This window comes from Parendozoicomonas haliclonae (assembly GCF_900174585.1).
GTDB lineage: Bacteria > Pseudomonadota > Gammaproteobacteria > Pseudomonadales > Endozoicomonadaceae > Sansalvadorimonas > Sansalvadorimonas haliclonae.
The window spans coordinates 346,018-359,785 of the sequence record NZ_FWPT01000002.1; the positions used below are offsets into that span (position 1 = coordinate 346,018).

15 protein-coding genes are annotated in these 13,768 nt (G+C 51.2%); 3 read left to right on the forward strand and 12 right to left on the reverse strand.

Annotation, left to right across the window (positions count from 1 at the left end; genetic code table 11):
• Positions 1 to 123: 123 nt before the first annotated feature.
• From EHSB41UT_RS04775 to EHSB41UT_RS04785, 3 genes are all read left to right on the forward strand, one after another.
• Entirely contained in the window at positions 124 to 849 is a 726-nt protein-coding gene (locus tag EHSB41UT_RS04775; RefSeq protein WP_087107349.1) for a hypothetical protein, read from the forward strand.
• A gap of 54 nt (positions 850 to 903) precedes the next feature.
• Positions 904 to 1,134 (forward strand): DUF350 domain-containing protein, encoded by a 231-nt coding sequence (locus EHSB41UT_RS04780; protein ID WP_087107351.1) that lies wholly within the window; start codon positions 904 to 906, stop codon positions 1,132 to 1,134.
• Between the two features lie 65 nt (positions 1,135 to 1,199).
• Entirely contained in the window at positions 1,200 to 1,964 is a 765-nt protein-coding gene (locus EHSB41UT_RS04785) for a hypothetical protein (RefSeq protein ID WP_133060395.1), read from the forward strand.
• Positions 1,965 to 1,981: 17 nt separating this feature from the next.
• On the opposite strand, the gene EHSB41UT_RS04790 is transcribed toward EHSB41UT_RS04785, so the two are convergent.
• The 12 genes from EHSB41UT_RS04790 to EHSB41UT_RS04845 form a co-directional block, all read right to left on the reverse strand.
• Complete coding sequence (locus EHSB41UT_RS04790) at positions 1,982 to 2,692, reverse strand: glutamine amidotransferase-related protein (RefSeq protein WP_087107356.1); 711 nt, start codon at positions 2,690 to 2,692, stop codon at positions 1,982 to 1,984.
• A gap of 23 nt (positions 2,693 to 2,715) precedes the next feature.
• Positions 2,716 to 3,885 (reverse strand): iron-containing alcohol dehydrogenase, encoded by a 1,170-nt coding sequence (locus tag EHSB41UT_RS04795; RefSeq protein ID WP_087107358.1) that lies wholly within the window; start codon positions 3,883 to 3,885, stop codon positions 2,716 to 2,718.
• 8 nt (positions 3,886 to 3,893) lie between these two features.
• The gene (locus EHSB41UT_RS04800) at positions 3,894 to 5,279 is read right to left on the reverse strand and encodes an aldehyde dehydrogenase family protein (RefSeq protein WP_087107360.1); all 1,386 of its coding nucleotides are present in this window, start codon (positions 5,277 to 5,279) and stop codon (positions 3,894 to 3,896) included.
• Between the two features lie 17 nt (positions 5,280 to 5,296).
• On the reverse strand, positions 5,297 to 6,664 hold the full coding sequence (locus EHSB41UT_RS04805; RefSeq protein ID WP_087107362.1) for a glutamine synthetase family protein: 1,368 nt from the start codon (positions 6,662 to 6,664) through the stop codon (positions 5,297 to 5,299).
• Between the two features lie 117 nt (positions 6,665 to 6,781).
• Positions 6,782 to 8,254 carry an ethanolamine permease gene (eat, locus tag EHSB41UT_RS04810; RefSeq protein WP_415837375.1) on the reverse strand — a complete coding sequence of 491 codons (1,473 nt, stop codon included), beginning with the start codon at positions 8,252 to 8,254 and terminating at the stop codon, positions 6,782 to 6,784.
• Between the two features lie 194 nt (positions 8,255 to 8,448).
• The gene (locus EHSB41UT_RS04815) at positions 8,449 to 8,784 is read right to left on the reverse strand and encodes a c-type cytochrome (RefSeq protein WP_087107364.1); all 336 of its coding nucleotides are present in this window, start codon (positions 8,782 to 8,784) and stop codon (positions 8,449 to 8,451) included.
• Entirely contained in the window at positions 8,781 to 9,155 is a 375-nt protein-coding gene (locus tag EHSB41UT_RS04820; RefSeq protein ID WP_087107366.1) for a cytochrome C, read from the reverse strand. The genes EHSB41UT_RS04815 and EHSB41UT_RS04820 overlap by 4 nt, the downstream gene beginning before the upstream one ends.
• The gene (locus tag EHSB41UT_RS04825; protein ID WP_087107368.1) at positions 9,155 to 10,381 is read right to left on the reverse strand and encodes a sulfite oxidase; all 1,227 of its coding nucleotides are present in this window, start codon (positions 10,379 to 10,381) and stop codon (positions 9,155 to 9,157) included. The genes EHSB41UT_RS04820 and EHSB41UT_RS04825 overlap by 1 nt, the downstream gene beginning before the upstream one ends.
• A complete protein-coding gene (locus EHSB41UT_RS24705; RefSeq protein ID WP_207626561.1) occupies positions 10,381 to 10,722 on the reverse strand; it encodes a c-type cytochrome in 342 nt (113 codons plus the stop codon). The genes EHSB41UT_RS04825 and EHSB41UT_RS24705 overlap by 1 nt, the downstream gene beginning before the upstream one ends.
• 71 nt (positions 10,723 to 10,793) lie before the next feature.
• Positions 10,794 to 11,654, reverse strand: coding sequence for an ABC transporter permease (locus tag EHSB41UT_RS04835; protein WP_087107370.1), 861 nt, complete (start codon positions 11,652 to 11,654; stop codon positions 10,794 to 10,796).
• A 3-nt stretch (positions 11,655 to 11,657) separates the two neighbouring features.
• Positions 11,658 to 12,539: an ABC transporter permease gene (locus tag EHSB41UT_RS04840; RefSeq protein WP_087107372.1), complete on the reverse strand. Its 882-nt coding sequence runs from the start codon at positions 12,537 to 12,539 to the stop codon at positions 11,658 to 11,660.
• A 3-nt stretch (positions 12,540 to 12,542) separates the two neighbouring features.
• Positions 12,543 to 13,682: an ABC transporter ATP-binding protein gene (locus EHSB41UT_RS04845; protein WP_087107373.1), complete on the reverse strand. Its 1,140-nt coding sequence runs from the start codon at positions 13,680 to 13,682 to the stop codon at positions 12,543 to 12,545.
• Positions 13,683 to 13,768: the final 86 nt, after the last annotated feature.

The window sequence follows — 13,768 nt, forward strand, 5'->3', positions numbered from 1 at the left end:
AGAATACTCCAAGGCATCTGCATAAGCAGGCAGATGCCTTATTTAAACCATAACAACAATAAGAAATTCTAAAAATGACGAGCAAATAGAAAAGATAATCCGCACGATAAGCGGATAATAATTATGACCATATATTCCAATACAATAAAAGAAATACAAGAGCTGACAAAGTCAGAAGCGTTTCTCACGGAACAGGATGTCACCATCTTCCTGAATCGCTGCTCGGAGTTTGAATCCATCGCTGCAGGGATTTATGCCGAGGTTTACAACCTGCCGGATGAGCCCGACAGAGTTGTGAAGGTCTGCACTGACAATCAGGATGGCTACTACCTCTTTGCCCGCTGGTGCATGCTGCCGGAGAACATCAGCAATCCTCATCTTCCGATTGTGCACCGGGAAGATATTATCGAGCTGCCAGAGGGTAGAGTCGTCCGTATCTATGTACTGGAGCGTCTGACCGATATCACCGATGAGGACGTTACCGCGACCTGCCCGACTCACTTCCACGATATTGATTTTGGTGCTTTGTGGGTGTCCCTGAGAAATGTGACCCTGCCTTTCTATATCCAGCAGAAGCGCTTCGCGGATGAGATCAAAAGCCTGACCGAGTTTATCGAAACGATTAAGCAACCGGTCGAACATCTCCCGACAGAGGAAGACAATTCAACCACGACAACCGTTGTGGACAGCAGCGTCATCAGCGAACACGAAGCCTTTATCCGAACTCTCTTTGATGTACTGACCTTTATCTCCCCGATTGGCATGATGGATCTCAATGGCAGCAACTGCATGTTGCGCGGAGATACTGTAGTTATCACCGATCCCATTGGTCACAAATATGCCGCTTAGCGGTATACTGCCTAAAAAAACAACATAACTACCAGAACAACAAAGAGAACAGCAATGGAACTGGAATTTTTCACCGCCTCATTTATTAATCTTGCCATCAACCTCGGCTACTCCATTGCTGCAATCATTATCAGTGTTTATGCACTGTTATGGGTTGATAAAAAGCTGCTGACCGAGATTGATATCGAGCAAGAAATCAAGAACGGCAATATCGCAGCATCCATCTTTGCTTCAGCCATTCTGGTGTTCGTGGCCATTGTTATCGCGTTCGGCTTTAAGGGATGAGCAAGCTGTTTAGTGCAGTTAAACATCTCGCAATTCTGCTGGTAATAGGGGTAGGCATTTCGTGGTTGAGCAGCCTGAAAAAGGAGAAGCCCAATCAAGAAGTGATCAATGGTATAAATTTCGCTGTTGCCACTCTCACCCAGCAGAACGTGGATCTTGAGTACGAGGAGCAGTCGCTGGAGATTCTGCGAAGCGGTCATATTCTCTCGAACCAGGATATTAACCACCTGCTGGCTGATTCCTACGGAAAGAGTGGCGCCTATATTTATGCACGCAAGGATACCGGCCCGTACACCATGTCAGCACAGGGTATCGATAAGGCCCATTACCTTGTGAACTCGTATCTGGAAGGTTATCTCCCCTTTCATGTGAATAATGTGATGATGCCACTTTACGTACTGTCAAAGCGTAAGCGTTATGTATTGGATGCCAATCAATACCAGGGACGTTCTGAAGTCTGGCAATCCAGCCGGCAGGCCTTCCTCTATCCCCGTGGAGACTGTGAGGACCATGCCATCGCGCTGGCTGACTGGTTGATTGAAATGAACCATGATGCCCGGGTTGTTGTGGGGGATATGGACGGCGGCGGCCATGCCTGGGTGATTCTCTTCAAAAACGGCAAAGAGTATCTGCTGGAAGCCACCCTGAAATCCGGCGTTAATCCTAATAAGTCCTATCCACTGGCTTCATTGCATAAGCTTTACCATCCGGAATATATGTTTAACCGTGACAACTTCTGGGTGAATACCGGAACAAAATTTACGACGGACTACTCCGGTGATCACTGGGAAAAAGCCAGCATTTATAAAGGTGTTAAGGCTCTAAATTGAAAAGCTCCTAATTGAAATTAGGAGCTTCCTTGATTCATAAACGCCAGCATCCAGCGGGTAATCTCATCGCTGTCTGCCTGCTCTGACAGAGAAGCAAGGCCTGCCTCAACTCTCTCTTCAGGAATTGCGCCTTTGCGAATCAGCATCAGATCTCTGGAATAGGGGTTGGAGAACTCCGGGTGTCCCTGAATAGTCAGAAAGCTATTCCCATACTGCAGCATATAGTTAGGGCAGAAATCACTGGCAGCCACCACTTCTGCTGAATCAGGTAGCTGAACCACCTGATCCTGATGGCTGACCAATAGATCAAAGGCTTCCCTGTCAGGCTGCATCCAGGGCTTATGAACCTGCACTGCGTTATGGGACATCCCCACACCCCAGCCTTTATCCGACAGCTCGACCTTGCCGCCCATGGCTTCGGCGATAAGCTGATGCCCAAAGCAGATACCAATCAGCTTTCGATGCTCAGAAAATAGCTGCCGGACAAATGCTTTCAGAGGTTCAATCCAGGGATGATCTTCATAAACACCATACTTGCTGCCAGTCATCAGCCAGGCATCACACTCATCAGAACTCTCGGGAAAAACACCATCCAATACCCGGTAATTCTGGAAGATCAAACGTTCATCCTGCTTATGAAACAATGCGGCAAACATTTCCGGGTAGTTGCCATGTTCTGGCAGCAACTGCTCCCGCACATCATCACACTGCAGAATGCCTATTTTCATTGCCGACACACAAATTCTCCCACTTACAGATTTCCGTACACCGCACTCTGAAAAATCTCAGCATACTGTTCCGCACTAAAAGCAATCGGATTACCTCCTGCCGAAGGATCTTCTGTTGCCATAATCCCCACCTTCTCCCGCTCACTGTCATCAATCCCGATCTCGGCCAGAGTATGGGGAATGCCAATCTCCGAGCGCAGTTCAAGAATCCAGCCAAGGAAACCTTCAAAACTGTAATCTTCCAGTTCAAGGTAATAAGCCAGACGTACAATGGAGTCCTCTATTGCCGACCGGTTGGCCAACAAAACATACGGCATAAGAATGGCATTCAGCTGCCCGTGGTGGGCGTCGTATAAAGCACCCAACGGGTGAGCAAGTGCATGCATACCGCCCAAGCCTTTCTGGAAAGCCGTTGCCCCCATACTGGATGCCACCAGCAACTGGCTGCGGGCTTCCATATCCTCACCATTGTGAACGGCACGGGTCAGGTAATCCTTCACCAATCGAATCCCTTCCAGAGCAATCCCTTGTGCCATGGGATGATAGAAAGGAGAGCAATAAGCTTCCAGATTATGGGACAGAGCATCCATCCCGGTTGCGGCCGTAAGCTTTGGCGGCAAGCCTGTCGTTAGCGCCGGATCAAGCACTACAACAGCTGGCAGCATTTTGGGATGAAAGATAATTTTCTTAACAAACAGCTCTTCATTGGTAATCACAGAAGCCCTGCCAACTTCGGACCCGGTCCCTGCTGTTGTGGGCACAGCAATTACTGGTGCCATGCCTTCCGCATTCACCCGTTCCCAGTTATCGCCCACATCTTCAAAGTCCCAGAGCGGGCGACTCTGACCCACCATCAGGGCAATGGCCTTGCCGGCATCCAGCGCAGAACCGCCACCCAGAGCAATCACTCCATCATGGTCGCCTTCCTTAAAGGCTCGAACGCCACTGGTAATATTGCTGCCATTAGGGTTGCCTTTGATGCTGGAGAAAATCTGGCAGCGTAAACCACCTTCCCGACAGGCCATCATGGCCTGCTGTACCGGTGGCAATTCCACCAGCCCGGGATCAGTGACCAACAGCGGCGCAGCCATACCCAGTTCACGACAAGTATCTGGTAATTCCCGAATACGTCCGACACCAAAGCGCACTGCGGTCGGATAATTCCAGTTCATTGAAGCCTGATCTGCTCGCATGGCACCACCTAATTCTTTTTAATATGGAAGGACTTGGGACGGGTCAGGGATTCATACCCGAGTTTCGAGAGAGTGCAGCCTCGGCCGGAGTTTTTAACACCCGTCCAGGCCAAAGCCGGGTCCAGATAATCACAGCGATTCAAAAAGAAGGTACCGGTCTCCACCTGCTGCCCTATCGCGATACCGGCTTCGATATCCTGAGTAAACACTGAAGCGGTGAGTCCGTACTCACTGTCGTTCATCAGGGCAATCGCTTCTTCATCAGACGACACTTTCTGGATGCCCACCACCGGACCAAAAGACTCTTCCGTCATAATCCTCATAGTATGATTCACATTTGTCAGAACCTGAGGTGCCAGATAGGTCGTTCCGGGTTTATCCAAAGGAAAATCTCCCAGATTAATATGTGCTACAGCGCCCTGCTCTACGGCTTCTCGAATCTGCTCCCGCACAAACTCTGCAGCCGAGGCTTTAACCACCGGTCCCAACGTGACCTCGTCATCATCCGAGCGACCAAGTTTGTAAGTTCCCACTAACGCCACAGCCTTTTCCACAAAGGCTTCATAAAGATCCTCATGGACATAGATGCGTTCAATGCCGCAGCAGGATTGCCCGGAATTAAAGAACGCACCATCGATGGTGGTTTCCACGGCATGATGAATATCCGCATCCGCTCGCACATAGGCCGGGTCTTTCCCCCCGAGTTCCAGACCTGCTCCGATAAACCGACCGGCAATCGCCTGCTCAACCATACGACCACCCGCCACAGAGCCGGTAAAAGCGACATAATCCACAACCGGACTCTGCATAACCTGTTCAGTGGCTTCATGGGAAAGATGCAGATACTGGAACACGCCTTCTGGTAAACCTGCCGCCGCAAAGGCTTCGGCAATCCGTTCGGCACACAGCGGAGTTTGTGCAGAGTGTTTCAGCACCACAGTATTGCCCGCCATAATCGCAGGCATAATGGCGTTTACGGCGGTGAGGTAGGGATAGTTCCAGGGCGCAACAACAAACACAGTACCCAGCGGTTCTCTTTGGATCCAGCGTTCAAAGTCCTGTTTCTCAGGCAGGGAAACCGGAGCCAGAGCCTCTTCGGCAATGGCGATCATATGCAAAGCCCGCTCTTCAAAACCGGCCACTTCTCCGGCGGCATAGCGAATAGGCCGCCCCATCTGCCAGCAGATCTCTTTGCCTATCTCATCACGCTTCGCCACAAAAGCTTCAACAGCCTTACGACAATAGGCCGCTCGCTCCTCTATGGAAGTGGCCTGCCATTGTTTTTGTGCTGTCTTTGCCCTTTCTAGGGTTTGTTGAATTTCGCTGCCGGAGGCAAACGCACGCTCCACATACACGGAGCCATCAATCGGTGAAATGGTTTTCAAACCGGACATAACTTTACTGACCCTGCTTAAATAATTTCAAAGTAACGATCCATTTCCCAATCGGTAATGTGTTTGCGGAACTCCCGTTCTTCCCACTCTCGGGATGCGGCATAGTGATCAACAAAATCCGAACCCAACATCTCTCGTGCAGCCTCCGAAGCTTTAAACCGCTGGGAGGCTTCCCACAACGTGCGAGGCAGAGCCAGTTCAGCAGGATGCTCCTGCTCATAAGCATTGCCCTTCACCTGAGGCAGCGGCTCCCACTTGTTCATAATCCCGTACACACCGGAAGCGAGGGCAGCGGCCAGAGCCAGGTAAGGGTTGGCATCCGCAGAACCCAGTCGGTATTCCACCCGCTGTGATTTCTCAGAGCCGGGAATCACCCGCAACGCTGTCGTGCGATTTTCCACGCCCCAGGTTGCATCAGTAGGCGCCCAGAAACCTGGAATCAGTCGTGTGTAGCTGTTCACGGTGGGGGCAAGCATGGCCAGAAACTCCGGCATCAGCCTTTGCTGACCGGCAATAAAGTGTTTTTGAATGGCGCTGATATTGTGATGCTGTGAACCATCAAAGAATGCAGATTTACCCTGCTTATCTTTGAGTGAGATATGAATATGGCCACTCTGCCCTGGATAGTCTGCCGACCACTTGGCCATAAAAGTAGCCATCATCTCATTCTTCTGGGCCAGAACTTTGATAAAGGTTTTAAACAGTGCAGCCTTGTCAGCAGCACTGGCGGCATCATCCACACTGATCGCAGCTTCAATCACACCGGGGCCGGTTTCGGTGTGAATGCCTTCGATGGGGAAGTCCATAGTCTCCGCCATTTCCAGAATCTGATGGTAAAGATCAGAATGCACGGAATTGCGGAGTATGGAATAACCAAACCAGTCCGGAGTGATCGGTTCCAGATTTTTAAAGCCTTTTTCACGAACAGATTGCGGAGTTTCATTAAACAGAAAGAATTCATACTCAAGGGCAGCATAAGGATCAAAGCCCAGGGATTGGCATTTCTCTATCACCCGTCGCAGGGTTCCCCGCGGGCAGACGGCTTCCGCCTGCTGATCAAACTCGGCCATAAACAACAGCATGCCCGGTTCGGTATGAATCTCACGACAGGATTCCGGAAGAATACGCACAGGAGCATCCGGGTAACCGGTATGCCAGCCTGTGTATTTCACATTGTCGTAAAGCTGGTCCTTAGAGTCCCAGCCCAGAATGACATCACAAAAAGCAAAGCCATTTTCCAGCGACGAATAGAACTTGGCCCGGCTCATATACTTGCCAAGCATGACTCCATCATTATCAAACAGGCCCACCTTCACATGGGTGAGGCCGCGCTCTTCAATAATCTTTTTTGCATCATCAACAGTCCGGACTTCTCTGGGGTTCATTCCTGGCTTCCATGTAGTTTTTGTTGTTCTTTATGTAGACCAATTTGCAGAACATGGATGGAGACGGCTGTCCGTTATCAGCAACAGCCGTTACCTATCCATTAAACCTGCATTGCTTTAGTTCTTTAGCTCCGCTTCGGCTTTGGCGATAGCCTCAAACTCTTCTTCCGGTGCCTGCGCCACCAGATGATGACGACTGAAGAACACAAAGTAGGCAACCATCACGCCATAGAAGACGGCGGACCAGAGTGCCGCTTCCTGACTCACCAGGAAGGTGGAAACAAACGCGATCACGGCCAGCACCAGAGCAACACCAGACGTCAGAGTACCGCCCGGAGTTTTATAAGGGCGTTCCAGATCCGGCTCTTTCACCCGCAGAATAATGTGCGACAGCATCATCAGAGCGTAAGAGATGGTTGCACCGAACACCGCCATGGTAATCATCAGATCACCTTCACCGGTCAGCGATAGCAGAAAGCCAATCACCCCGGGGATGATCAATGCCATAGCCGGCACCTTGCGTTTGTTGGTCACCGACAGGAACCGTGGCAGATACCCTGCGCGGGACAGTGCAAAGACTTGCCGGGAGTAGGCAAAGATAATCGAGAAGAAAGAAGCGATCAGACCTGCCAACCCAACAGCATTCACAAAGGTGGCCATCATGGAATCTTCACCATAGATCGCCTGCAACGCACCAACCAGAGGCGCACCATGATCCTTCATGGCATCAGCACCTGCTGCACCTGGTGCAAGAAACAGCACAACCGCACCAAAGATCAGCAGAATCACCATGGCAGTAATAATACCCTTTGGCATATCACGAGCTGGATCACTGGACTCTTCTGCCGCCAGCGGTACACCTTCCACCGCAAGGAACAGCCACATGGCAAAAGGCAGTGCGGCCCAGATGCCCATATAGCCTTCCGGCAGGAAGCTGGATGCTCCGGCAACCTCGCTATTCACCGCGATATTAAACAGATTCTCCATGGAGAAGTGCGGGATCAGCCCGACGGCAAAGACGACAATGGCCAGCGCCGCAATAATGGTAATGCCCATCATAATCTTCAGGGCTTCACCTGCGCCCCAAAGATGCAACCCCACAAACACCGCATAAAACACGGTATAAACCAGCGGCCCATCCAGCCCGACCAGAGAGTTCACATAACCGCCAATAAATACGGCAATGGCAGCCGGTGCTATCGCATACTCCAGCAGTATCGCTGTGCCGGTCAGATAGCCACCCCAGGGGCCAAGGGCACGCCGGGCATAGGAGTAACCACCACCAGCTGTAGGCAGGGAAGCCGACATCTCCGCCAGCGAGAGCACCATAAACAGGTACATAATGCCCATCGCAACAGTGGCCAGCAGCATGCCGCCAAACCCGCCCTGTTGCAGGCCAAAGTTCCAGCCGGCAAAGTCACCGGAGATCACATAAGAGACGCCAAGACTGGCAAGAAGGATCCAGCCGGCCGCTCCTTTTTTGAGCTGACGCTGGTTGAGGTAGTCTTGAGAAACGGATTCGTATTCAACGCCGCTGGGACCGGCACTGTTACGCGCCGAATCACCGGGTTCCATACTTGTATTGAGCATTATTCACTCCCGTTCGGGGAGCCGCTACTGCCTGAAAGGTCACTGGTTAATTGTGTTAACGCAACGATCGTTCCGAAACGGCACCATTATTGTTATTGGTGTTTTACGAATGTCGTACCGCTTCGGCATACAGCAAACATCATGCCTGATCTCTTGATCCTACCGTTATGCACCAAGATAAGGCAAACATTGAATCACTTGTTCACTAAGGGCTGAAGGGAGTACCAGAGCGAGACATCCTTGATGTCCTGATCGGAGAGGTTGATCACCAGACTGCGCATCACCGCGTTATCTCTTTTCCCGGATTTATACTCCAGCAGCTGCTTTTCCAGATAGTTGGCTTTCTGCCCATTCAGACTGGGGTAATTTTGCACACGCTTATAGCGCCTGTGACCACCATGACAAACCGCACAACGGGTTTCAGCCAGCTTGCGCCCTCGTTGAACAGAAGGGTCATCCGTTGTTGTTCCACCACCATAGGCCAGTACCGGGAGCAGGCCCATCCATAACAGCTGTGGTTTCATATTCATGGTGCTATCACATCTCGCGAAGGTGGTCTCTTGTCGGGTGGCAAGGGGAGGCGGCGGAAATGGTGTAAATCAATCCGCTGCTCACCATAGTAGGTAGAAAGATAATCCAGAATTGGATTCCAGGTATCAGAAAGATCCCATAAACCCTGAGTATCGATCATCCACTGGATGGTACTGCGCCAGGTTTCCCGGCTGCCGGGATTCTGGATGATCAGGCTGTTGTTATGGCAAACACCGCATTGCGCCTTAACCAGCTCCCAGCCAGGAGCCATGATCAAACCGGACTCCGGGTCCGTTGCATAGACCTCCTGCTGTGCACAGGCAAAAGGCATAATGCAGTAAAGAAGCAACAGGGAGTGGCAACGCGTCATCAAACCACCCGCACGGCAATACGGTGGCAGCCGTTAAACATATAACCTTTGGGATTCCACTGCGGCTGAACCACCGGCTGGCTGACGCCTTGATCATCGGTAGCCCGCGCCCAAATTTCGTAATAGCCCGGCAGAGGTAACTGAAGCCCTGCCTGCCAATGTTGCCAGGCGGTTTTATTCTCTGGTCGCGTTAGTTTGGCCGGGTGCCAGGTTGCCCCGTAGTCGTAACTGATATCGACCTGTGTAACATCACGCATGCCAGCCCAGGCATGACCTCGCACCGTTAATGGCTCCCCTTTTTTGTACTGCGTTCCGGTAGGAGGATAGGTGATCAGGGACTTCACAATCATCTCTTCGATAATCGCATAGTCCTCCTTGTTGACCTTTTCTCCGGGGGCTATGGGATATTTCGGCAGGTGATAAGCCGGTGCTTCCATCTTCGCGCCATCATGGATTTGATTGCGGATGCTGATCCCGGTCGCAGCTTTGGAAGAGACAGAACCAGGGCGCCCGCCAAACACAATCCGCAGCGGATAACCATGCATATAGGGAATAGGTTGACCATTCATGGTCCAGGCAATCAGGGCATCATCATTCAGCGCAGCAGCAATAGGAACACCACGGGAAAGTGCCTCGCCCTCACCACTTAAATGCTTATCTGCACTGTGGTGCCCGGTGTACACCGCATCCTCTTTAATACCACAGTGGTTGAGCACATCTTTGACCTTTACACCGGTCCACTCTGCACAAAATACCGCAGCCTGCGTCCACTGATTACCCTTGGTGCCGGGGTGAAATTCACTACGTCCGTTGCCTCCACACTCGATCGTCAGTTGCCGGGTGTGGCTGGGAAAGGTTTTCTTCAGCTCATCAATGGTAAAGGTTTGCGGCTTTTTGCAGGATTCCCCATCCACCGTAAAGGTCCAGCTCTTTGGATCAATCGCTTCAAAATCCGGCAGCTGACCATTCCAGCGTATAAATGCGATTTCGGCAGGAGTCACTAAAGGATCAAGCAGATGCTCTGCGGGCTGAGCATTAATTGGCTGGCTGCCCAGTACCTGAATATGGTTGGGCAATTCCTCTACACTCTTCCAGGTGAGGGCCGAGATATCCAAAGCCTCCAGCTCTTTGGGTTTATTGGCAGCAAACACCCAATGCGCTGGCAATAGCGAAACTGAGGATACTGCCAGAAGCCCCTGCATTAGCGAACGGCGTTTGCTATCCATCAGTTCTCACCACCGCTGGCAAAGTAGTGAGACATCCGTCGAATATCTTCTGGAGATAACAGCCGAGCGACTTTACTCATGGTTTTATCCTGACGCTCTCCTGAACGAAAAGCTTCAAGCTGCAGCACCATATACTCCGGGTTTTGCCATTTCAGGTTGGGGATATTGGGATAGGGGCTAGTGCCGTCTTGACCATGACATGCCACACACATGGCCAGAAGCTTCTGGTATCGCTTGTTTTGCTGGATAGATGCTGCATAGTTTGTTGGTTCATCTGCCAGTACAGACACACTGGCAACAAACAAAGATAGAAACCATGCAGAACTGCGTTCGCAGAGCATAAGCCGCCCCCTGTCGGAGGCGGCAAGTGTAATCGTTCCGGGGAATTCTGCCTGTGGGAATTATTTGCTGATTACTGCCCCGGCTCCTTGCGCTGCACAAACACACTGATCAGCGCCAACAGTCCAGACACCACCATTAACAGTACCGACACCGCATTGAGTACCGGTGTCGCGCCCTGACGCAACCGGTCAAACATGGTAATCGTCAACGGAGCATCACTGCCCACCAAAATCAGTGTTGTATTGAAGTTCTCGAACGACATCAGAAACGCCACAATCGCCGAGCCAACAATTGCTGGCCGCAGCCATGGCAGAGTAATAGTGCGGAACACATCAAAGCGGCTGGCTCCAAGATTTAACGCAGCCTCTTCCAATTGAATATCAAATTTTCTTAACCGCGCTGAGATCACCAGCGTGCAGATAGTGCTGATAAAGGCGAACTGCCCCAGAATCACCATCACCAGACCGGGCCGCAGGAAATCCAGATAAATACCCCAGTTATCTTCCACGTTATTGGCAATATTGCTGCCGAAAGCCAACACAGAAATACCCAGAATCACTCCGGGAATAACCAGCGGTACCAACATCAGGCTGTAAAGGAAGGACTTACCTTTAAAATCATGGCGTTCAAACAGGAAGGCATTAGAAAGCGCCAGCAAGACGGAAAGCACTGTTACACCGGTGGCCACCAGCAGGCTGGTTACCATACTTTCGAGAATGGCATCGTCATGGAACAGCCCCTGACGTTCCGGCGTATCACTAAAATACCAGTCCAGAGTGCCACCCATCCATGGCAAAGACGGGAACAAACTGTCGTTAAAAGAGAACACTGCCACTACCAGCAAAGGAGCGATCAGAAACAGAAAAAACAGCGCGATATAAGCGTTATAGGTGCCACGGAAAGCACGGCTCTGGGGAATAGAAGAAATCATACGTCAGCGCCCCATAGTTTCGGAAAACGATTGCCGGCTAAGTTTCAGTCCGAGCCAGACGATCAGGGAAGACAGTATCAACAACAGCACACCAAAGGCTGCGCCCTGCTCCCAGTTAAACCGGGTTATAAACTGGGTAAATATCTGGTCGGTAAACCAGAGGCTGTCCTTACCACCTAAGAGAATGGGCGTCAGATAATTCCCGAGGCTCAACATAAACACCACGATACAGCCGGAAACGATGCCCGGCATCGCATAAGGAATCACCACTTCCCGCAAAGCATTCCAGCCATTACCGCCAAGGTCATAAGCCGCTTCCACCAAACTGTCGTCCATGCCATCCAACGTGCTGACCAGCGGCACCACCATAAACAGCATTGACGTATACACCAGCCCCAGCATGACCGTGGCATCGTTGTAGAGCATCTCCACCGGCCCGACAGCAAGACCGGCCCACTGCAGAAGGTTGCTGATCACGCCAGTCTCCCTCAGCAGAATCATCCAGCCATAGGTACGCACCAGCTCGCTGACCCAGAATGGAATCAGGCAGGCTAAAAACAGCAAACCCTTAGTTCGCCCACGAACCACCTTAGCGATATACCAGGCCACAGGGAAAGCAACAATCAAAGTAATGGCAGTCGTCAGAATCGACATCACCGCCGTACGCAAAAAGGTTCGCCAGTAAAGCGGTTCAGTAAAAAAGGCCTCATAGTTCATCAGACTGAACTTGTAGATGCCATAGCTGACTCGCTCCCGCAGAGAGATATTCAGAATTTCCAGATGAGGTAACAGAATCAGGAAAAACAGATGCAGGGCAAAAGGTGTCAACAACAGGAAAAGCGCCAGCTTTTTCCCGGACGCCTTGGAACTGGAGAAAGCATTCATAACTTACTCCTCGACGGTCTGCATCAGGGCCGGGGTCTGACTTTGCCCACGGGCGCGGAAGATATGACTTTGGCTCGCTGCCCAGCTCAGATAAAGACGATCACCAGCTTTCACATCCCGGAACTGTGTCGTTTGGGGTTGCACAACCTGCAGCTCGGCACCGGTGGTGGCTTCACGAATTAACAGACGACTGTTACCGCCATCAAACAGGATATTGGCGACCTCACCTTCCAATGCATTTTCCGGTTTATTTTCAGGTTCAAACGAGAGATGAATCATCTCCGGACGCACAAACAGTTCAACCTCATCGCCTGCTGCAAGGTTGGTATCAATGCGTTCAATGCTATGAAAGACCTGACCGCTGGCCGTTTTCACTTCCACCACATCACCGTTGCGACCAACAACCTGACCGGAGAAGTGATTACTCTCTCCAACAAAACCGGCCACAAAAGGTGTATCAGGCTGATAGTAGAGTTCCTGCGGCGTTCCCACCTGCTCGAACCGGCCATTGTTCATCACCGCGACCTGGTCAGACATCACCATGGCTTCGGATTGATCGTGGGTGATATAAATAAAGGTGGTGCCAAAAGCCTGCTGTAGCTTCTTGAGCTCGACCTTCATATGTTCACGGAGCTTTAAATCCAGCGCGCCTAAAGGCTCATCAAGCAGAAGTACATCAGGTTCCAATACCAGACAACGGGCAATAGCGATACGTTGCTTCTGACCACCAGACAGCTGACTGATAGCACGGTCACCAACGTCTGGCAGGCCTACCCGCTCCAAAGCGTCAGCAACCTTCTTCTTAATCTCTGATGCTTTCATCTTCCGGCGACGCAGGCCGTAACCAATATTGTCTGCCACACTCATCATCGGAAACAGTGCCAGATGCTGGAACACCATATTCACCGGCCGCTTGTTGGGAGGAATACCCAGCATGGAATCACCTTTAATGGTGATACCACCGCTCTCCGGTTCAAGGAACCCTGCAATCATGCGCAGCAAGGTGGTTTTGCCACAGCCGGACGGACCGAGGATGGAGAAGAATGATCCGCGGGGAATCTGAAAACTGACATTATCGACAGCCTGATAGCTGCCAAAATTTTTATTAAGGTCTGTGCAGCTGAGATCTATATCACTGGTCATGCCGACTTCCTGAATCTGGATGCAGCTAATAGGCGAAGGACTTAAGACATTAAACAGCTACCACTGCCGCCCAACTGAACGACAGC

Bases quoted from the DNA above. Each gene is read 5' to 3' on its own strand.
- eat (WP_415837375.1), bottom strand. From the start codon at position 8,254: ATGCTCAATACAAGTATGGAACCCGGTGATTCGGCGCGTAACAGTGCC.
- EHSB41UT_RS04775 (WP_087107349.1), top strand. From the start codon at position 124: ATGACCATATATTCCAATACAATAAAAGAAATACAAGAGCTGACAAAG.
- EHSB41UT_RS04835 (WP_087107370.1), bottom strand. From the start codon at position 11,654: ATGATTTCTTCTATTCCCCAGAGCCGTGCTTTCCGTGGCACCTATAAC.
- EHSB41UT_RS04805 (WP_087107362.1), bottom strand. From the start codon at position 6,664: ATGAACCCCAGAGAAGTCCGGACTGTTGATGATGCAAAAAAGATTATT.
- EHSB41UT_RS04800 (WP_087107360.1), bottom strand. From the start codon at position 5,279: ATGTCCGGTTTGAAAACCATTTCACCGATTGATGGCTCCGTGTATGTG.
- EHSB41UT_RS04815 (WP_087107364.1), bottom strand. From the start codon at position 8,784: ATGAATATGAAACCACAGCTGTTATGGATGGGCCTGCTCCCGGTACTG.
- EHSB41UT_RS04795 (WP_087107358.1), bottom strand. From the start codon at position 3,885: ATGCGAGCAGATCAGGCTTCAATGAACTGGAATTATCCGACCGCAGTG.
- EHSB41UT_RS04840 (WP_087107372.1), bottom strand. From the start codon at position 12,539: ATGAATGCTTTCTCCAGTTCCAAGGCGTCCGGGAAAAAGCTGGCGCTT.
- EHSB41UT_RS04780 (WP_087107351.1), top strand. From the start codon at position 904: ATGGAACTGGAATTTTTCACCGCCTCATTTATTAATCTTGCCATCAAC.
- EHSB41UT_RS04790 (WP_087107356.1), bottom strand. From the start codon at position 2,692: ATGAAAATAGGCATTCTGCAGTGTGATGATGTGCGGGAGCAGTTGCTG.
- EHSB41UT_RS04845 (WP_087107373.1), bottom strand. From the start codon at position 13,682: ATGACCAGTGATATAGATCTCAGCTGCACAGACCTTAATAAAAATTTT.
- EHSB41UT_RS24705 (WP_207626561.1), bottom strand. From the start codon at position 10,722: ATGCTCTGCGAACGCAGTTCTGCATGGTTTCTATCTTTGTTTGTTGCC.
- EHSB41UT_RS04825 (WP_087107368.1), bottom strand. From the start codon at position 10,381: ATGGATAGCAAACGCCGTTCGCTAATGCAGGGGCTTCTGGCAGTATCC.
- EHSB41UT_RS04820 (WP_087107366.1), bottom strand. From the start codon at position 9,155: ATGACGCGTTGCCACTCCCTGTTGCTTCTTTACTGCATTATGCCTTTT.